This is a genomic window from Paraburkholderia sp. FW306-2-2C-D06C (assembly GCF_058781505.1).
In genome coordinates this window covers 16,211-34,517 of sequence record NZ_JBYSWU010000072.1, presented here as the reverse complement: position 1 = coordinate 34,517, position 18,307 = coordinate 16,211, and the positions used below count along the sequence as shown (strand labels likewise).

The window sequence follows — 18,307 nt, the reverse complement described above, 5'->3', positions numbered from 1 at the left end:
AACGCATAGGGTGTGCCAATCTCGAATCGCGAGCCGAGAAAATTCACCCAACCACATGAAAACAAAGACAAATAAAAAATCTCGCGTGGGCCGTTTCGACGCTTTCGAAGGGCGGGAGGAAAAAGATGTCCTGCCATGACAAACATATCTCTCGGTGACTGTTTGTTTTGGAGCAACAGGTCTGCCCAAGTCAATTTCAGATGACATGACGGCCGTTTCCGGCCCGCCCGGTTGGCGTCGCGTGCACGTCAATGCCGATGCGCGTCGGGCTTGCGGCTTGTGCGGGACAGCGCGACGACTAGCCTGGATGCTGCGAAGAGGCTGCTCGCGATTGCAGAAGGCAACTGCACGGAATATCAAGAGTCGATTGCACGACCGATGTGTCGCCGACGCGAATCGCAGTCCGTTTGGACACCCTTGTCAGATGAAACCTGACGCTTATACTTCCAATTGCCTGAAGGTAGTCCGCTGCGCGGTATGCCCGGCTCTGCACGACGGCACGGTCCCGCGTCCGAGTCGGCCGATTCACGCGTCAATCGCTCGGCGATGCGAAAAACCACAGCAATATTGTCGGAGACGGGCACATGAGCACGATTACCTCAATCGAAGGGCCGCCCCGCATCATCGAGACCGTGACCAAGGTCTACTCGGCTTTGTTGGTCATTGGTTTTGCACTTATTCCCGCCTACCTGATTGCTTATCTGGCTTTCTTTCAAGACCCGAGTCTGAAGTTCGAAAACCACGCGTTCCACGAAATCGCGATCGCGGCGGCGACGCTCGAGGGGCTGTTTGTCACCTATGTGACCTGGCGTTGTTATCTGTCGTCGGGTGAACCGCTGTTGCGGTGGCTGACGTTGGGCTTTCTAGGCTTTGTGCTGGTCTATGCGCTGCACGGCGCGTTCACCGGCATGGCTCACCACAATATCTGGCTGTTCCTGCTCTACGGACCGGCATCGCGTCTGGTGATGTCGGTGCTGCTGTTGGTCGGGCTTCTCTCGTATCGCCGCGCGCCGCACGCGGTCGAGCGGCGCTCGAAGCCGCGCCCGTGGCTGACCGCGATCGCCGTGTTCGTCCTGATCGACCTGGTCGTTGGACTCATCGCGAACTCGCCGATCGCGGGCAGCCTTTCAGTGCGATTGTCGATGGAAGGCGGGGCGCTCATCTTCTCGACGCTGAACGTCATGACGCTGATGCTCCGTCGCATTCGCTCGCCGCTGATGGTGATCTACGGCATCTCGATCACCTCCTTCGCGCTCGCGTCTCTCGCGTTCATTCTCGGCAAGCCTTGGAATCACATGTGGTGGCTGGCGCACGCGATCTTCGCCTCCGGTTTTTTCCTGCTGAGTTATGGCGTCGTTCAGGCGTTTCGCACGACGCAGTCCTTTTCGGCGATCTACAGTCAGGAAGAACTGATGGCTCGCCTCGCCGAGGCGATGGCACGCACAGAAAGCGCGCTGCAGGAGCTCCAACGCACCAATCACAAGCTCGAGCACCTCGCCGCGACCGATCCCCTGACGGGTGCCGCGAACCGGCGCGAGTTTATTCAACAAGTGGAGGCGGAAATCGCACGTGCCAAGCGAGGCGGTGCGCCGTTCTCGCTGCTGGCGCTGGATCTCGACCACTTCAAATTGATCAACGACAACTACGGCCATCAGGTGGGTGACGAGGTGTTGCAGCGATTCGTGCAGAAATGCCTCGACGCCATTCGCCCCTATGACGGCGTGGCGCGGGTCGGTGGCGAAGAGTTTATGGTGCTGCTGCCCAAAGCCGCGCTAGACGTGGCCCGTTCGATCGCGGAGCGCGTCCGGGGCGCCGTGGCTAGCGAGGAGCTTTATACCGTAACCGGGCGGGCCGTCGCCGTTACCGTCAGTGTTGGCATCTCCGAATTCGGCCGCGACGGCGACACGATCGACACCCTCTTACGAGTCGCCGATGAGCGGCTATACCGGGCCAAGCACAACGGCCGCAATCGCGTGGTGGCCGGATAGAAGCGTCTAACTATCCATGGTTGCAGCAGCTTGCAATCGACGGCGGCCATGCTCGCAATCAGCGCAGTTTTTCGTTTGCCGCGAACGGTGGTTTCACGAGTGCATACACAACGACTTGCTGGGATCGGACGGCATGTTTGTGACCAAACGCGCACACCATGGGCCAGCGAAACAACCAGGACTGACAATGGCACCGCCACGTACGCCAGGTGCGTCCCTCTGATGCGCATTGTCGCGGTCATTCAAAGCGGAGGACGGTTCAGTTCAACCCATCGCTGCACCGAGGGTCTCTCCACGACGGAATATTTGTCCCTGCCCGCCGTTTACTCATCTGCATCCGCGTGTGCCATCGGACGATCCAGTTCCGTTGCGCATGAAATGAAGCACGCCTCGCTTGCCACGCACCCGCCGACAAGGGGTGTGTGTTTGCCCGGTTTGCAGGATTCGCCCCACCGTTGCCGACGCTGCGCGACGCGCGTTCCGTTCGAGTCGCAGGACGGCGGTGCTGGTGCCCGTCGCGTGGGCACGGGCGAAGTTCGCTAGCGGCGGCCGGCACGCATTGCGTGCAGCGACAACAACGCGCCCGCCCCGCGGCTTTCTTGGAGAGCCCAGTCATGAACCCCGTCATACACGGCTTCAATCCGACAATCGACCGGCAACCCTGCCCCCGCGTTGCCCGTTCAAAAGGCCGCACGCTGAGATACCTGCTGCTGGCCACGCTGTACAGCGCCAGTCTCGCCCTGTCCCCAGCGGGCCCCGCCCTTGCCGGCGAGCTCACGCCGCTGCTCCCGCCGTCGTTCGTTACCTCGTCGACGGTGCCTGCCAACGGTGACCTCAATCCGTACGGCGCCGCCTTCGTGCCCGACGGATTCCCCAGTTTCGGCACGATCGCCGCAGGCGACCTGCTGGTGTCGAATTTCAACAACGCGCAGAACCTGCAGGGCACCGGCACGACAATCGTCAAGATTGTGCCGAACGACAAGCCGGTCACGTTCTTTGGGGGTGCCCCCGGTCTCGGCCTGAGCACCGCGCTCGGTGTGCTCAAGGGCGGCTTCGTGCTGGTTGGCAGCGTGCCGACCACGGATGGCACCTTCAAGACGATCAAGTCCGGCGTGCTGCTGGTGCTGAATCGAACCGGCGGCATCGTCGCGCAATGGACGCCTGCGACGGCGAAGATCGACGGGCCCTGGGATCTGACGATCTTCGATCGGGGTGACCAGGCGAAGGTCTTCGTGTCGAACGTGCTCAACGGGACGATTGTGCGCCTCGATGTGAGCGTCGACGACAACGGCGTCCACCTCAACCGCGCCACCCAGATCGCCTCTGGCTACCCGTTTCGCAGCGATCCCGCGGCACTGGTCGTAGGCCCGACCGGACTCGCCTACGATCCGCAGCGCGACGTACTCTATGTCGCGTCCACCGTCGATAACGCGATCTTCGCGGTATTCGGCGCAGGCAATTCGCAGCACGACGGTGGCAAAGGGGTGCTGATCTATGCGGACAATGCTCATCTCCACGGCCCGATCGCGCTAACCCTCGGACCGAACGGCCATCTGTTCGTCGCGAACGGCGATGCGATCAACAGCGATCCGAATCAGCCGAGCGAAATCGTCGAATTCACGCCGCAAGGCCGCTTCGTCGCTCAGCTTTCCATCGACCCGGCTCCAGATGGTGCATTTGGACTGGCGTTCACGCAGCCGCGGCAAGAGTTCGTGCGTTTTGCCGCGGTCGACGACAACACAAATACCGTGACCGTCTGGAAGCTGCCTTTCGAGAAGGCTGACCAATAATGCGCAACGGAACGACTGCGCGTTTGACGCGTACGCCAGCAACGTGCCGACCACCACGAACCGGCCGGCACCATGTTGCTTCGCGTACGCGAGCGACCCCACGGCATTGGCGCCCCCTTCCCTCGCGCCAAACGTTTGCGTCAGTCAGTCTGCATGACGTCACCATGTCTGATGATTCTCGCGTGCTAAAGATTTGCGTCTTGCATGTCGTTATACAGTCAAACAAATCGGGACCATCGGGCATGCTCGCGCCTCGGGAAGGAGCGGGCTGAACGAGGAAATAGCTCTTCGGGGGAATGAATCTTGAACCACCAACGATCGCCATGGTCGCGGACAGCGGCTCCGGGCGAAGTCATCTATTCCGAAGGCTTCGCGGGCGACGCCGTCATCTACGTCATCGCTGACGGCAAAGTCGAAATCTCCACTCAGTGCGACGAAAAAAAGGTCATTCTTGCCACGCTAGGAAAGGGCGAGTTTTTCGGCGAAGCGGCTTTGTTGCCGGCCGAACCGCGAGCGCACACCGCGAAAGCACTGAGCTTCTGTCAATTGACCGTCATCGCAGCAAACGTGGTGGAAGAGGAGCTTGAGCGCGTATCGCCGCTGCTTCGCCATATCGTGCGCACCATGATTCGGCGGGTGAAGAAGAAGGACGATGTCCTTGCCACCTATACGCATGCGGATTTCCTGCCTGGGGTTCTCTCGTATGCTCACGTTCTGGCTCTGATGGCAGGTAATGAGAACGCGGACAGACTGGATGGACGCATGCGCCGCGCTCAAGGAGAAGAGTTCTCGGTGCCCTTGCCCGAAGTCATCAAGAAGTGCCATGCGATTGCCGGCCATTCCCGTCCGCATGTGATGGCCATACTCAAGCGGATGGAGAAACTCAACCTCGTTACGCTCGAACCGGGCGGCTCCGAGCGCCTGAGCAACACCTCGGCGCGATATTCGGCGCACGACGGCGCAACGAGCCGACAGCTTGTTACGTTCGATCCTGTACGGATCACGGAGCGGGCTCAGCAGGCGGCGGACCACGATCTCGACATCTCGATCGGCAGTGAACTGGAACTGATCGAACTGGCTGACCTGGAAGCCCTGATCGGCGTCGAGAAGAAGCTGATTCTCAACAAGCTGTCCCATGCGGAAATTGCAGAAGATATCTTCGCGTTTCGCAAGACCAAGGTATTGAATTACGTCGAGGAAAAGGGCGTCACGTATTTTTCCCGGCGAAATTCCCGTGGTCCGGGCGACCTGAAATCGCTGGACGATCTGGAGTTTGTCGACCAGCGAGCCTTGTTCGAAGCCGTGAGCGCTTTCGACACCTACGACCTCGCGAAACTGCTCTCCGCCCTGACGGATCAGCCTGTTGCCGAACGCCTGCTTTCGGTGATGACCGAGGCTAGAAAAAAGGAAGTTTCGTGGGTCATGCGGCGTGACATCAAGGTCGATCCGATCGAGATTGCCGAGATCGAGCAGCGCTTCCTCGAGATCGTGCGAGCGATCAAATCTCCGGCGGCCAATACAGCGCCGCTCTCCAGGCTGGATGCCTGACACCTGGTGCACGGACAGCAGGCTGTGTTCGCTTCGGGTCCAATGGCTGGGGCGGCCGTTCGAGAGGATGTATGGATCTTTTGACGCTATTTGGCGCGTTGTTCGGCGTGACGGCCATCGTTGCCGGATTCTCGCTCGAGGGTGGGCGCTTCACCTCCCTTTTTCAGCTGGAGGCATTTGTCATCGTCCTGGGAGGGACCCTCGGCGCGGTGATGATCCAGAATACCTGGGCAAGGTTTTATGACGGCGTCAAGCAACTGCGCCTGGCTTTTGTGAAAGCGCGGCAGGTCGACCGGGAAAGCTTGTCCGTCCTGCTCGAATGGGGCGATCAGGCGAAACTGAACGGCATGCTGGCGTTCGAGTCGATAGAGGCCGGCGGAATCAATCCTTTCGCCAAAAGAGGATTGGAGCTTCTGGCAAACGGCGTATCGACCGCCGTGCTCGAAGACGCCTTGCAAAGAGAACTGGATGCGTATGAGCGCAATCACATGGCGGCGGCACGGATATGGCAGCAGGCAGGTGGCTACGCGCCGACGTTCGGGATCCTCGGGGCTGTGCTCGGCCTCATTCAGGTCACGGGTCATATGCTCGAGCCCGCGCAGCTCGGGCAAGGTATCGCCGTCGCTTTTGTGGCAACGCTTTACGGCCTCGCGTTGGCGAACCTGGTCTTTCTGCCGTTGTACGGAAAGATAAGGGCGCAGGTAGATAGCGAGTTGCGCTTCAGGCGTTTATACCTCGACGGCTTGCTCGCGATATCCCGCAAGGAATCGCCCCACACGATCGAAACCCGGCTGGCGGGCGACGTCCGCGAAAGATCGGCTGAGTTGCTGGGATAGCCGGTTTCGCTCAGTTGGCGAATGTTGCTGGACGCCCATTCAAACGCAATTTGGAAACAGACGTTTCGTGTATGAATACCTCCTTGGGTAATAAGCGCCTTGCGTCAGACAAAGCCGACTATCAGAAAGGCGACGATGCCGAGGAGGAACAGTCCGGGCGCTGGCTGATTTCCTATGCCGACCTCATCACCACGCTTATGGTGTTGTTCCTTGCGCTTTATGCACTGCAGTTGGCGAAAAATAGAGAGCTTGAAATAAAGACTCTCGAGCGTCACGCGGTGAAGGAGGTGACGGGTGCCGGCAACGCTAACGCTGCTGTTGCTGCGCCCGGAGCGCCAGATGTCGCAAGGAGGCAGCTTCTTTCTTTGTTAGAGCCGCTTCAAGAGAAACAGCAGATTACGATTTCGAATGCCTCACAGGGCGTTGAAATCGCAATCAACGCGAAAGTTTTGTTCAACTCGGGTGATGCGCGTTTGTTGCCGGAATCTTTCGACGTGTTGAACCAGGTCGCCGTGGTGCTGCGCGACCACTCAAAAAACAACATCCTCGTAGAAGGCCACACGGACAGTCTGCCGATATCAACGGTGAAATACGAATCCAACTGGGAACTGTCGTCCGCACGGGCAGGCGCCGTGGTTCGATTCTTTGCCGACAAAGGGATCGAAGCCCACAGAATGGCCGCGATCGGTCGGGCTGATAACTTCCCCTTGATTATCGGAGACGCTCCGGCAGCGCGAGCCGCGAATCGCCGCGTTACCATCCTCGTGGAATATTGAGTCGCCTCGCTCGATAGCAGACGTTCGCGAGTTGAAATGTGCTGGATGGACGGCCGGCTCAGACCTCGTGTCGTTTGAGACGACGTTAGCGCTCAGACTGGCGGGTAGATCGCGAGCTTTAGCGTCGTGGGTTCGATCCTCCACCCGAGCGGCTCAGTGCGCCCTGGTTCTTTCTTGCTTTCCTGCGCGTCCGAACCCGCGAGAATCATGTCAATAACACTCGATGATCTTCTGAAACTCTGCGGGAGAGGCCACCAGCCGTTGAAGCCTCACAGTCGCCGCGCCCGCATCGCCCCGTTCAAGCAGCGCAGCAATCGACAGCAGCTCGCCGAGTACGCCGCCGCCGTTCAGGATGGCCTCGCGGATGGAATCAGAAACGGGTAACTCATCGACAAAGGCGCGGAGCTCCATGTGACACGCGACATGTAGTAGCGACAGCATGCCCGTAAGATAGGCCGTGGCCACCAGCGAACGCGGTCCGTCCGCCATCGCGTCGATCGCCTCTTCCATGAAATGTGCCCGTCGCTGTGCGAGCAAGGCGAGCGGATCCTCCTCGACCGGAAGCCCGTCCCGGTTCGCGTAAAGCAGAAGTCCGCACCAATGCAGAAGCCTGCGGCTGCCGGCTATCGAGAGGGCCTGCTTCAGCGATGAAATGCGCTCCGCTTTACCGTTAGGCTGTTCGCTGCTGTTTGCCAGCCGCAACAGTTGAGCTACCAGCATTGGCGTCTCTTTCAACGCCCGGGCAATACTATCCAGGGGGGCATCGCTGCCGACCAGGTCGAACACATGAAGGATGGCCTTCACCGGGGGCATCGAGCGCTTGCCGGAAAGAATTTGCGGCTTCGCGAAATAATAGCCCTGCAGCAGATCACAACCGAGCTGCCGGGCAAGTTCCGCATCCTCCGCATGCTCAACCTTCTCGGCGAGCACGACCTTTCCCGCACGTTTGAGCTGGCTGACCAGCTCCGGCAGTTCGGCACGCTCCACGAACGGCCAGTCGATCTTGACGATGTCGACGGACGGAAGAAACCACCGGATGTCGTCGGTCATGGTCCGGACATCGTCCAGCGCCAGCTGGAAGCCCGCGCCTCGTAACTCGCTGCATCGCCGCGAGAGGACCGAACTCGGTTCGACCGACTCCAGTATCTCCAGAACGAAACGTGACGCCGGCAGCACATCGGGGTAGTTCGAGAACAGAAAATCGTGTGGGCAGTTAAGAAAGGCGGCCTTGTTCCCGACAAGTCGCTCGAGACCGATCGAGCCCACTGCGCGCTCCACCACCGCTGTCGTACAGCGCAGGTCGTCGATCCGGCCCACCCCGATAGGCCCATCCCTGAACAGAAGTTCGTACGCGACAACGCGACCAGCCCGATCCATGATCGGTTGACGCGCCACAAACACAGCCGTGTCACCCGGCGCTACGGCCTCGACTGGTACGCTGATCACAACTGGCTCCGGCTGGAAAGTTCTACAGTAGATGCGTCGACGCGTTTCTGCCATCCTTCGTCGGCCTGCGCGAGAGGACTGGCGCCCGAATCTGGTCGGCCCATTTGCAAAGTTAGTATGGTAACCCGCTGACCAGAAAGGCTATGTAATAGCCGGCAAGGAAACCGCTCTTACGACGCTTGTTCCCGTTCCTGGTAATGTCCGCGGGACATCGCTATGGCCACCCGGGAAACAGAAAATACGCGGCGGGTGCCGTGACGGCGGTAAAGCGAGTCCTCCAACTGTCGCTGCCTGCTACCACTCACTGGGTGGGTAGACGCTCAAAGTTGTCAAAGCGGGCAAACGGCGGCTGCACCTCGGTTACTTCGATCTCGTCGACCAGCGCTGCGGACATACCCTCGCTGAGCCAGGCACACATGGTCGCCAACTGCTCCGGAGAGCCCTGCAGCATCGCCTCTACCGAACCATCCATCCGGTTGCGAACCCAGCCGGTTACGCCCAGCGCTCTGGCGCGGCGTACGCACGCCTCCCGATAGCCGATACCCTGCACCTCGCCACGCACCTGTACCAGCCGGGTTTCGAGCGGCTCGTCCTTATCGCCGAATTCCATGCGCATACTCCATCATGTTGATGCACCTGCGAAGGCGCTTAAATGAAGCGGCTCGCCTGTGCCTGGGCCGCTCAAGCGTGGTCCAACCGAGGCAGCTGGGTTACCGCCCAGTTGCCGAACGCAAGACTACAAATTTATCTGCCCGCCCAGTTCGACGACACGGTTCGCCGGCAGACTGTAGTACTCGGCCGCCTGCGCCGCGTTTCGCCCCATAAAAGCGAAGAGCTTCTCGCGCCATAGCGACATGGCTTTGCTTTCTCCTGTCGCGAGGACTGTGTCGCGTGCCAGAAAGAACGACGTGTCCGCTGGCTCGTATTGCCAGTCAGGTATCCGTTTCTCGACAAGATGAAGAATCGCCGGGACGTTGGGAATCTCCATGAAGCCATGACGGACCGTGACTGAGTAGCATCCGTGGCCCAGGTTTTCCACCACAGCCTTCTCGTTGTCTGGTACATGGGGCACGTTGTCTGTCGTGCCAGCCAGGAAGATGTTGATTCGATGCATCACCCGGTTGTGCTTGAGATTGTGCATGAATGCGGTCGGCGTCATACCGGCCACACCGCCGGGAAATACCGCCGTGCCTTCAACGCGAGGCGGCGGATATGAGCCGTCACACAGCGAATGGATGAGTTCCGGCAGCGGTATGTTCTCACTTCTCATTCGTTCGACTACCACCTCGCGTCCCCGATGCCAGGTCGTCATCACGGTGAACAACGCCCCGCCCGCCAGCAACGGAAACCATCCGCCGTCGAGGACCTTGCTGACATTGCTCGACACGAACACTACATCGATAAGCGCCAAAGGGCCAATGACAGCCAGTGTCGCGACCGGCTTCCAGTTCCACAGACAGTGGGTAATGAAATACATCAGCAGGGTGGTCAGCAGCATGGTCGACGCGACTGCAATGCCATAGGCTGCTGCCAGGTTATCGGAAGACTTGAAGAACACGACGAGAAACACGACCGCGGCGTAGAGCGACACGTTGATGAACGGCACGTAGACCTGACCCACCTCGTGCGTCGACGTGTGGACGACGGGAATGCGGGGCAACAGGCCGAGTTGGACTGCCTGCTTTGTCATCGAGAATGCGCCGGAAATCACGGCCTGGGACGCGATGATGGTTGCTGCAGTGGCCAGCAGGACCAGAGGCACGAGCGCCCAGCTGGGAGCCGACTCGAAGAAAGGTTGCGCCACCGCCGCGGGATTCGTCAGAACGAGCGCGGCCTGGCCAAAGTAATTGAGGACCAGGCTGGGTAGCACGAGGAGCAGCCAGGCAAGGCGAATCGGCTTCTTGCCGAAGTGGCCCATGTCCGCGTATAGCGCTTCGCCTCCTGTCAGGGCAAGAAACACTGACCCCAGGACCACAAACGCGGTGCCGGGAGCATGCGCAACGAAGCTCACCGCGTAAAGCGGCGATGCAGCTCGCGCAATGCCCGGGTTGTCGGCGATATGGGATATACCCAGCACAGCCAGGGTGACGAACCACACAATCATCACGGGCCCAAACACTTTCCCGACCGTACCGGTGCCACGCTTCTGAAGCTTGAACAGGCCAGTGAGGATGACAAGCGAGATGGGTACTATCCAGGTCGTCAGATGGGGGTCCACCAGCGTCACGCCTTCCACCGCTGAAATGACGGAAATGGCGGGCGTAATCATTGAGTCGCCATAAAACATTGCGGCGCCAAACACGCCGAGTGTGAGCAGTACCTGGCGCAGTCGCACGGGCGCGACGCGGGAAGCCAGCGCCGTGAGTGCGAGGATCCCCCCTTCACCATCGTTGTCCGCGCGCATGACGAAGCTGACGTACTTCAGCGTGACCACAACGAGTATTGACCAGAGAATCAGCGATACGATGCCAAACACATTGGTCTGACTGATGCCGCCTGCGGCTTTTAAACATTCGCGCAATGTGTACAGCGGGCTCGTTCCGATGTCTCCAAAAACTACGCCGATGGCGCCAAGGACGAGACTGGGCGCGGCGTTAACGGTCGGAGTAACGGTACTGGTCGCAGATGAGGACATAGGGTGTCGTAAGTAAAATGAAATAAATGAACGTCGTTTCTTACCTTGTCCGCGTCTGATAGGACTGGGAGCCCTGCACAAGCAGGAGGTCTAGCTTGTAGCAGTTCCTTCGATGTACGTATCCATTTCGAACCCTCGATATATTGTGCTGTGCGGGTCAGCGCTGGCGCAGCGGCAGCGGCGGCGCACCTGGTTGCTCGACCGTGTAAGGTGGTTGATGGGTACCGCGTGCCTGCCGACGGTACATGTCACGCTAAAATCAGTCGCCGAATACTACCTTCGCTTCCTTTCAGAAAGCATGACTGACTCCTCGCTGCTCAAACCAAAGGTCTCGCCCGGTCTGCGATGGGTCGCTTTGTGGGGACCGGGACTGCTCGTGATGCTCGCTGACTGTGATGCCGGAAATGTTGTAACGGCAGCGCAGGCCGGCGCGCAATGGGGTCTTCAACTTCTGCTAGTGCTGCTGGGCCTCATCCCGCTGCTTTACATGGTCCAGGAACTCACTGTCCGGCTTGGCATTTTCACCGGGCGAGGTCACGGCGAACTCATCCGCTCGAATTTCGGACCACTGTGGGCATGGGTATCGGCACTCGGACTGGTCGTTGCCGTGCTCGGCTCGCTTGTGACTGAGTTCACTGGGGTCGCTGGCGTGGGAGAGATGTATGGCGTCTCCCGGTCCATTACGTTACCGCTTGCCGTCGTCACCCTGATAGCCGTCGTGCTCTCAGGCTCGCATCGACGCGTAGACAAGGTCGCAATGGTCATTGGGGCCTTCGAATTGATGTTTTTCGTTGTGGTGTGGAAGGCGCACCCGAACGTCCACGACCTGTTCCGGCAAATGGCTACCCTCCCGCTCGCCAATCACCAGTTTGGATACCTTGCGGCTGCGCTAATTGGCGCGACGTTCAATCCATGGATGGTCTTCTATCAGCAAGCGGCGGTGGCGGATAAAAAACTCACTCCGAGAGACTACACGGCGGCTCGGGTCGAAACGGCCGTTGGTGCGGTCCTCACGCAGCTGCTGACGGCGGCGGTCCTTGTCGCTGCAGCGGCAACGCTATCGGGAGGTGGTCACCTACGTTCCCTGCAAAGCGTTGGCGAAATCAGTAACGCTCTCGCGACCGTAGTGGGTCCACACGCGGGACGCCTTCTCTTCAGTGCCGGCGTTCTCGGCGCATCGATGGTGGCCGCCATTGTCTGTTCGCTGTCTCTGGCCTGGGGGCTGGGTGAAGTGGCGGGATACAGACGGTCACTTGAAGACCGGCCCGCGAGCGCCCCGTGGTTCTACGGGGTGTATGTCGCCTCGGTAGCCGGCAGTGCTTACGTCGTCTGGCTGGCGCCGAACCTCGTTTCGCTTAACGTTGCGGCGCAGGTTGTCAACGCGTTGATGCTGCCACTCGTGGTTGGATTACTCATCGCCCTCAGCGTCACCGCGCTGCCTTGCCAGCATCGGCCTCGTGGAGCTTACTTGTGGCTCATCACCGGGATTGCAGCGGTCGTGTGCGCTGCGGGCATTGTCGGCGCCGGTTTCGGGGTCTTCTCCTGAAGGGCCCGTGATTTCGCAGAGGGAACGAGGACCGGTGACGGATGCGAAATGTGCGGATAGCAGTGACGCGCGAACAAGTTGTCCTCCCTGACAATATTTCTGATCGTGAATCGTCTACAGACGTATGGAACCGCCGCGCGCCCCGGACTCGATGATCGAACGAGATAGTGACATCACTGCAACTGTTTTGCGTGAGCGTACGAAGCTCGGCAATTTCATCCGGCGTCGCGTGCACGATCCGAGTGAAGCCGAAGACATCTTGCAGGATGTATTTCGCGAGTTCGTGCAAGCCTATCGGCTCCCTGCGCCGATTGAACAAGTTAGCGCGTGGCTGTTTCGCGTGGCGCGAAACCGCATCATCGACCGCTTTCGCAAGCGGAAAGAGCAAGCGCTGACCGAAATGGAAGACGCCCCCGGCGACGCCGAGTATCGACTGGATCTCGCGCTGCCGGCAACCGACGCCGGTCCAGAAGCCGTCTATGCAAGGTCTGTGCTGCTGGAGGCCCTGCAAGACGCGCTCAACGAATTGCCAGTGGAGCAGCGCGACGTCTTCGTTGCTCACGAACTCGAAGGACGCAGTTTTAAGGATCTGGCGTCCGGGAGCGGTGTCGGCGTAAACACGCTGTTGGCACGCAAGCGTTACGCGGTACTGCATCTGCGCGCTCGCTTGCAAGCCGTGTATGACGATCTGGATATCTAAAGGAGCAGATAGATGAGTTTCAGACTGAGATGCTTCGGCAAGGCACTGTTGGTTCTGGTGGGCATTGCCGTGCTGGGATGGATGGTGATGCTGCTATGGAATTGGGTTATCCCGGCGCTATTCATCAGCGGCCGTTCGATCGATTATCCACATGCGATGGGCCTGTTGATCCTGAGCCGGATTCTCTTTGGTGGATTTCGAGGTCATGGCGGTTGGCATGGACGCAGGCATTGGCGTCGGTGGGAACGCATGACGCCGGAGGAACGCGAAAATTTTCAGAAGAGCGTATCGCCCGCTAACGGTAAGCCCCAAGAGGATCGAGCATGAGCAACGCATCAACATCCGCTTGCAAGCAAACCGCAGGCGTGATTGCTCCCGTCGTCAATTTGAAGCAGTGTGAAGGCAAGGGCGATTGCGCAGTAGTCTGTCCTGAGCACGTTTTCGAAATCCGCCGGATCGACATGGCTGACTATCAGCAGTTGGGAGCGCTGCAGAAATTCAAGCTGCGCATACACGGAATGAGGGTCGCGTACACGCCGAACGCCGATGCGTGTCGGGCGTGCGGACTGTGTGTGACAGCATGCCCGGAGCGGGCCATTACGTTAGCCAGGCGCGGGATGCTATGAGGCAGAAAGCCCTCGCCTGGAGGGCTTTCATGATCAGGCGCACCGAGTCCGACGCAAAGCGCAAAACGGTATCTGACTACGCTGCCGGCCGGTCCGGCGATACCCGGACCCGTTACGTGCATCAGTCGTCCGTGTCAGCAAGCTCCTGACTGCGGGGCCGCGTCGGATAGGGTTTGTTGCCCTTGATGCCGGACCACAGCACCTTGTTGTATTTGGCAGGAGGCGCCTGATCGGCCTCGTCGAAATCGAATCCCACGGTGACTCTATCCCAGTAGGCGGCGTCGTGCCTTGGCTTGACGTCCGGACCCTGTGCGACCCGCGAGCACTGAGTTCGCAAGGCCCTAATCTATTCGACAATCGCGCGAGGCTGCCAGCCCGACGCAGCGGCTCGCTTTCGCCGCCATTCTGGAATCGCGTGGACAGTTGGGCACTCTGCCGCGATCAGATCGCGCGCTCTGAAACGCCGGCGTCTGAAAGATCCGTTTTTACCGCATCGAGGAGAAAGCGTTCGATGGCCGTCACCAGTGCCAGCGGCGTTTCGTTCATCGGATAATGACCCGCATTCTCCAGGACTTCAACGGTGGCGAGCGGATATCGCCGAAGGTATGTCTCGGTCATCAACCTCAGGTTGAACGTCGGATCATGCGCCCCCACGAGTACCTTTACCGGGTGGCAGCCCACAATCTCCCCGCTAAAGTCTGTATCGGCCCACGCGCGCAAATACGCTGCGAACGCATTCTTTGACGAATGCTCCGCCGAATAGGCCGCCTTCCATTTGACCCATGACGACGGCAATCGGTTACCCGTGCTGCGATCGATAATGGTCACGCGGTGGTCCTGACGATCAGCAGCGCCTTCGAACAAGGCGCGCTTTGCTGCGTCGAACTCTATGCCGCCGCACGGCACGGGCGCGACTGGAACCAGCGCAAGCACGCGCTCGGGTGCGCATGCTGCGATCTTCTCGATCGCCATGCCCCCCATCGAGTGACCGATCAGGCTGAACGTATGAAATCCAAGTGCGTCAGCAAGCGCAAGCGTGTCCGCGGCGATCTCGTCGATCGTGTAATTGCCGCCCGCTTCCTTCATGCCACCGTAACCGCGATAGTCCATGAAGACGTAGCTAAACACATCTTGCGACAGCCAGACCTCGATCGGCTCGAACGCTCGCGCGTCGCCGAACCAGCCATGCAGCACAAGGACGGGATGGGGACCATTTCCCACCCGATGGAACGTATTGGGCATCTCAACTCCGAAGGAACGATTGGGCAGAGCGGCTTGTTCGCCGATGCATTGAAATGCGTTGCCTGACACGCATGCGCTGCATCGTAAAGACGACGAGAGCCGCCCGCCTTCCACATTGGGTCAACCTCTGTAGAATTCGGGCCATGCGTAATACCCCGCTCGATCCCTACGAAGACATTCCCCGCAGCGTCGTCGTTACCGCGAACGACTATCGGGCCGGCTCGACGTTTCCCGCGCACTCACATCGGCGCGGGCAATTCGCGTTCGCGTCTCGGGAGCAATCAGCCTGGCGACGCCAGAGGGCACCTGGCTCGTCCCACCGCAACGTGCTTGCTGGGTACCGGCGGGCGTCGTGCACGAAATGACGATGAGCGGTCCAGTAACAATGCTCAACACATTCGTGTCGGACGAGGCAGTTCAAGCGGCAGGACTGCCCGCACATTGCAGCGTGTATGGCGTCTCACCGTTGCTGAGACAACTGCTCGACGATGCAATCGATCTTCCGCCCCTGTACGACAATGACGGCCGCGCCGGCAAGTTGATGGCATTGCTAGTCGCGGAAATAGCGGCCATGCCGCAGCTTTCGTTGAATGCACCGTTACCCGCTGACCCTCGTCTTGCACGCATATGTCGGCGTCTGTTCGCGGCGCCGTTGATCACAATGAGTCTGGACACCGTCGCGGCCGAGGCGGGGATGAGTCGACGTACCTTCACTCGCCTATTTCGAGAGCAGTCTGGCGTAAGTTTCGGAGAATGGCGACAGCAAGTCTGTCTACTGGCGGCGATCGAACGCCTGAGCTTGGGGCAGCCAGTAACCCATGTGGCCCTTGATCTCGGCTATGCGAGCCCCAGTGCGTTTGCGGCCGCATTCCGTCGCGTGCTGGGTACGACGCCGAGTCGATATGTGGAATCGCGTTGGGGTTCTACGGAACGCCGATGACCCGAAGAAAAACGAGTCAGGTCTGTTGACTGAATGCTTCCCTGGTCTAATCGGGCCTTTCGCCAACCAGAACCGACGTAGCGGACCATGCCGCCTGCACTTCTGCAATCAGTGCTGCCGAGCGTCCTCCGTAACGCGGCGAAAAGTGGAACGGCACAACCGCCCGGGCGCCGATCCGGCGCGCGATCAGACCGGCCTGGCGGGCCGTCAGGTGATTCTTGCGCAGGCCATGGGCCTTGTCCTCGTCAAGAAATACGCTCTCGATAAAAAGCAGGTCCACGTCGTGCATCAACTCCGACAGGGTCTCTACGTTCGGTTCCGTATAACGCAAGTCCGTTACGTAGCCAATGCGCTGCCCAGGAACGATGTCGAGGATCAGGTGACGCAGTTCGCCGACCTGTCGGGTCATGGCGTGCTCGCCATGCCGATCGCGCCACCGTACCTGAATTGGCGCCTCGTCAGGCGCGTCGGTCAGCACCGCATGTTTCAGTTCGCGCAGCCACGCACCCGTCGACACCCCCAGCTCCGCGAGCCGCTCTTTCGCGACGTTGACGCGAGCCTTCTCCTCGAGCACGTACGCAACGCACGGGATGTCATGATCGACAAATCGGCCACGCACGCGAAAGGTTGCTTCGTTGTGCACCACGTCGTCAGATCGTTCGAAGGATGGGCTGGCTTCGCGGGCGAATCGTCTCCGACTTGAAAAGAGTGCGCGCTGCCCGCCACCGTCCACTCCGATTTCGCGCGCGTCGATCACCAACTCGACCTCGTAACGATCCACCACGTTCCAGGTATAGGCGCTCAGCTTGTGTTCGATTTGTGTAAGAAAGTTGGGGCCGCCAAACATCACGATGCCAGCCTTGCGCCCGAGCATCACGCGCAAGAGATGATCGAAGCCGGAAAAATGGTCCATGTGCGTATGGGTAACAAACACATGTGACAAACGCATCAGTTGGCGGGGCAGCAGCCTGGAGATATCGCCAAGATCGAAAAGGAGGGCACGCCGTTCGTCGCAAAAGTCCACGTATAGACCTGGGTCGCCAAACGCGTCATTGACAAGCCATGGTTTGAAGAGGGCGTGCATGATCTGTCAGGGCGACGTACGAATGGCTGTTGGTGTACCGGGCCGGAGCGCCGGAAAGATCGAGGCGCAGGCATCCACCTCGCTCTACAGGCGTACGTGCGGCAGCGGCTATTAGAAGAACCGAGTCTATATGCATGTTCAGCCGAGTGTTCAGTAGACTTTGAGGAGCGGCGCCGCGTCGTTTAAGTAGCTAGTCCGATACGGGGCTTGTTACGCGTCAGTCAAACGACAACGCCTCTCGCAAAGCCCATCCCTCAGGTAGATGAACGTAGTATGGGTCTTCTTCGTGCTATGGCAAAATTCAGAATCGTCCGGGGCCTCAGTCCCGGCTCGTAAAGACCGTCAATACCCCGGTGTAGCCGTAAAGGTGGCTCCTTGCAATCTCGCCGCCGGCGAAGAATCCGACCAGCGGTACCTCACTTGGCACATTTCGCACCGTCTGCAACTCCGCATGCCGCGCTTAGAAGTGCGGCCCGCCCCGTCACTCATCCGGGCGCCCGACGCAAGCATGATTTAGCGAAGAACGAAGCGGGTCAGTAGTATCTGTTCGAAGTGCTCGGAACCGGACTTTCGCGATAGTTCATATTCCATGCGATATGAAGGGCCGAAGGAGGTCAGAGAGGTTCCTGGTGAGCGGCGATCGATCGCGCTTTAAGCAGGAAAGTCGGATAATTCATTGCTGTCTCCCACGCAGTTGTTGCACTGCGCGATGTTTGCTTGTGGTCTGCCGCTCTGCTGCCCGAAAATTTCGGGTTAGTCGGGAGGGCTTCGTGTCCCGGGTTATGCGGCTTGCCGACAGAAAGAATGGCAGTGCGTAGGGCATTCAAACAAGGCGGTTTCATTCAACTGAAACTGAAAAAAATTTCACTATGCGCATCCCACCGGTGAAAGCCATCATCGCTTTCGAGAGCGTGGCCCGAACGAAAAGCGTCAACCGTGCATCAGAGGAACTTGGGCTGACCGCATCGGCAGTGAGCCATCAGATCAGCAATCTCGAGTCGATCATCGGCCAACCGCTGTTCTATCGCGCGGGCCGCGGGCTTGTACTGACGTCGGACAGGCGAGCGTTACCTGTCCGACGTCACGGGGCCGCTCACCCCCGCGCGGCGTTTTTGCACAGCCAAGCTAAAGACATGTGAAAACATGGTGC

General features: G+C 59.5%; 15 protein-coding genes and 3 pseudogenes. 12 read left to right on the top strand and 6 right to left on the bottom strand.

The window, feature by feature from the left end; translation table 11 throughout:
• The first annotated feature begins 584 nt into the window (after window positions 1-584).
• The 6 genes and pseudogenes from AC3WLT_RS34210 (at window position 585) to AC3WLT_RS34185 (ending at window position 6,938) form a co-directional block, all read left to right on the top strand.
• On the top strand, window positions 585-1,988 hold the full coding sequence (locus AC3WLT_RS34210) for a GGDEF domain-containing protein (protein WP_492596034.1): 1,404 nt from the start codon (window positions 585-587) through the stop codon (window positions 1,986-1,988).
• 73 nt (window positions 1,989-2,061) lie between these two features.
• Window positions 2,062-2,145: pseudogene (locus tag AC3WLT_RS34205) on the top strand (acyl-CoA thioesterase); the annotation flags it as partial.
• A gap of 298 nt (window positions 2,146-2,443) precedes the next feature.
• The gene (locus AC3WLT_RS34200; protein WP_492596033.1) at window positions 2,444-3,778 is read left to right on the top strand and encodes an NHL repeat-containing protein; all 1,335 of its coding nucleotides are present in this window, start codon (window positions 2,444-2,446) and stop codon (window positions 3,776-3,778) included.
• Window positions 3,779-4,081: 303 nt separating this feature from the next.
• On the top strand, window positions 4,082-5,326 hold the full coding sequence (locus AC3WLT_RS34195; protein WP_492596032.1) for a Crp/Fnr family transcriptional regulator: 1,245 nt from the start codon (window positions 4,082-4,084) through the stop codon (window positions 5,324-5,326).
• Window positions 5,327-5,397: 71 nt separating this feature from the next.
• The gene (locus AC3WLT_RS34190) at window positions 5,398-6,162 is read left to right on the top strand and encodes a flagellar motor protein (protein ID WP_492596031.1); all 765 of its coding nucleotides are present in this window, start codon (window positions 5,398-5,400) and stop codon (window positions 6,160-6,162) included.
• 71 nt (window positions 6,163-6,233) lie between these two features.
• The gene (locus AC3WLT_RS34185) at window positions 6,234-6,938 is read left to right on the top strand and encodes an OmpA family protein (RefSeq protein ID WP_492596030.1); all 705 of its coding nucleotides are present in this window, start codon (window positions 6,234-6,236) and stop codon (window positions 6,936-6,938) included.
• A 210-nt stretch (window positions 6,939-7,148) separates the two neighbouring features.
• Here the strand turns inward: AC3WLT_RS34185 and AC3WLT_RS34180 are convergent, their stop codons facing one another.
• The 3 genes from AC3WLT_RS34180 to AC3WLT_RS34170 form a co-directional block, all read right to left on the bottom strand.
• Window positions 7,149-8,384 carry an EAL and HDOD domain-containing protein gene (locus AC3WLT_RS34180; RefSeq protein ID WP_492596029.1) on the bottom strand — a complete coding sequence of 412 codons (1,236 nt, stop codon included), beginning with the start codon at window positions 8,382-8,384 and terminating at the stop codon, window positions 7,149-7,151.
• 301 nt (window positions 8,385-8,685) lie between these two features.
• The gene (locus AC3WLT_RS34175; protein ID WP_492596028.1) at window positions 8,686-8,994 is read right to left on the bottom strand and encodes an acylphosphatase; all 309 of its coding nucleotides are present in this window, start codon (window positions 8,992-8,994) and stop codon (window positions 8,686-8,688) included.
• A 126-nt stretch (window positions 8,995-9,120) separates the two neighbouring features.
• Window positions 9,121-11,019, bottom strand: a complete 1,899-nt coding sequence (locus AC3WLT_RS34170) for a potassium transporter Kup (RefSeq protein WP_492596027.1) — start codon at window positions 11,017-11,019, stop codon at window positions 9,121-9,123.
• 112 nt (window positions 11,020-11,131) lie between these two features.
• On the opposite strand from AC3WLT_RS34170, the gene AC3WLT_RS34165 reads away from it, so the two are divergent.
• The 4 genes from AC3WLT_RS34165 to AC3WLT_RS34150 all read left to right on the top strand — a co-directional run bounded on the left by AC3WLT_RS34165 (window position 11,132) and on the right by AC3WLT_RS34150 (window position 13,891).
• Window positions 11,132-12,565 (top strand): NRAMP family divalent metal transporter, encoded by a 1,434-nt coding sequence (locus AC3WLT_RS34165; RefSeq protein ID WP_492596026.1) that lies wholly within the window; start codon window positions 11,132-11,134, stop codon window positions 12,563-12,565.
• Between the two features lie 124 nt (window positions 12,566-12,689).
• On the top strand, window positions 12,690-13,265 hold the full coding sequence (locus AC3WLT_RS34160) for an RNA polymerase sigma factor (RefSeq protein ID WP_492596025.1): 576 nt from the start codon (window positions 12,690-12,692) through the stop codon (window positions 13,263-13,265).
• 12 nt (window positions 13,266-13,277) lie between these two features.
• Window positions 13,278-13,592, top strand: coding sequence for a hypothetical protein (locus tag AC3WLT_RS34155; protein ID WP_492596024.1), 315 nt, complete (start codon window positions 13,278-13,280; stop codon window positions 13,590-13,592).
• Complete coding sequence (locus AC3WLT_RS34150; protein WP_492596023.1) at window positions 13,589-13,891, top strand: 4Fe-4S binding protein; 303 nt, start codon at window positions 13,589-13,591, stop codon at window positions 13,889-13,891. Before AC3WLT_RS34155 ends, AC3WLT_RS34150 begins: the two co-directional genes overlap by 4 nt.
• A 121-nt stretch (window positions 13,892-14,012) precedes the next feature.
• Here AC3WLT_RS34150 and AC3WLT_RS34145 read toward each other — a convergent pair whose 3' ends face one another.
• Window positions 14,013-14,147 carry a hypothetical protein gene (locus AC3WLT_RS34145; protein ID WP_492596022.1) on the bottom strand — a complete coding sequence of 45 codons (135 nt, stop codon included), beginning with the start codon at window positions 14,145-14,147 and terminating at the stop codon, window positions 14,013-14,015.
• Between the two features lie 185 nt (window positions 14,148-14,332).
• Complete coding sequence (locus AC3WLT_RS34140; protein WP_492596036.1) at window positions 14,333-15,133, bottom strand: alpha/beta fold hydrolase; 801 nt, start codon at window positions 15,131-15,133, stop codon at window positions 14,333-14,335.
• 143 nt (window positions 15,134-15,276) lie between these two features.
• Between AC3WLT_RS34140 and AC3WLT_RS34135 the strand changes: the two are divergent.
• Window positions 15,277-16,073, top strand: a pseudogene (locus AC3WLT_RS34135) (AraC family transcriptional regulator).
• Between the two features lie 46 nt (window positions 16,074-16,119).
• Here AC3WLT_RS34135 and AC3WLT_RS34130 read toward each other — a convergent pair.
• Entirely contained in the window at window positions 16,120-17,157 is a 1,038-nt protein-coding gene (locus AC3WLT_RS34130; protein WP_492596021.1) for a ribonuclease Z, read from the bottom strand.
• Between the two features lie 869 nt (window positions 17,158-18,026).
• On the opposite strand from AC3WLT_RS34130, the pseudogene AC3WLT_RS34125 reads away from it, so the two are divergent.
• Window positions 18,027-18,267: pseudogene (locus AC3WLT_RS34125) on the top strand (LysR family transcriptional regulator); the annotation flags it as partial.
• Between the last annotated feature and the right edge of the window lie 40 nt (window positions 18,268-18,307).

Coding starts and splice junctions, on each gene's coding strand:
- AC3WLT_RS34165 (WP_492596026.1), top strand. CDS start 11,132: ATGTACGTATCCATTTCGAACCCTCGATATATTGTGCTGTGCGGGTCA.
- AC3WLT_RS34130 (WP_492596021.1), bottom strand. CDS start 17,157: ATGCACGCCCTCTTCAAACCATGGCTTGTCAATGACGCGTTTGGCGAC.
- AC3WLT_RS34155 (WP_492596024.1), top strand. CDS start 13,278: ATGAGTTTCAGACTGAGATGCTTCGGCAAGGCACTGTTGGTTCTGGTG.
- AC3WLT_RS34175 (WP_492596028.1), bottom strand. CDS start 8,994: ATGGAATTCGGCGATAAGGACGAGCCGCTCGAAACCCGGCTGGTACAG.
- AC3WLT_RS34210 (WP_492596034.1), top strand. CDS start 585: ATGAGCACGATTACCTCAATCGAAGGGCCGCCCCGCATCATCGAGACC.
- AC3WLT_RS34140 (WP_492596036.1), bottom strand. CDS start 15,133: ATGCCCAATACGTTCCATCGGGTGGGAAATGGTCCCCATCCCGTCCTT.
- AC3WLT_RS34170 (WP_492596027.1), bottom strand. CDS start 11,019: ATGTCCTCATCTGCGACCAGTACCGTTACTCCGACCGTTAACGCCGCG.
- AC3WLT_RS34160 (WP_492596025.1), top strand. CDS start 12,690: ATGGAACCGCCGCGCGCCCCGGACTCGATGATCGAACGAGATAGTGAC.
- AC3WLT_RS34190 (WP_492596031.1), top strand. CDS start 5,398: ATGGATCTTTTGACGCTATTTGGCGCGTTGTTCGGCGTGACGGCCATC.
- AC3WLT_RS34150 (WP_492596023.1), top strand. CDS start 13,589: ATGAGCAACGCATCAACATCCGCTTGCAAGCAAACCGCAGGCGTGATT.
- AC3WLT_RS34185 (WP_492596030.1), top strand. CDS start 6,234: ATGAATACCTCCTTGGGTAATAAGCGCCTTGCGTCAGACAAAGCCGAC.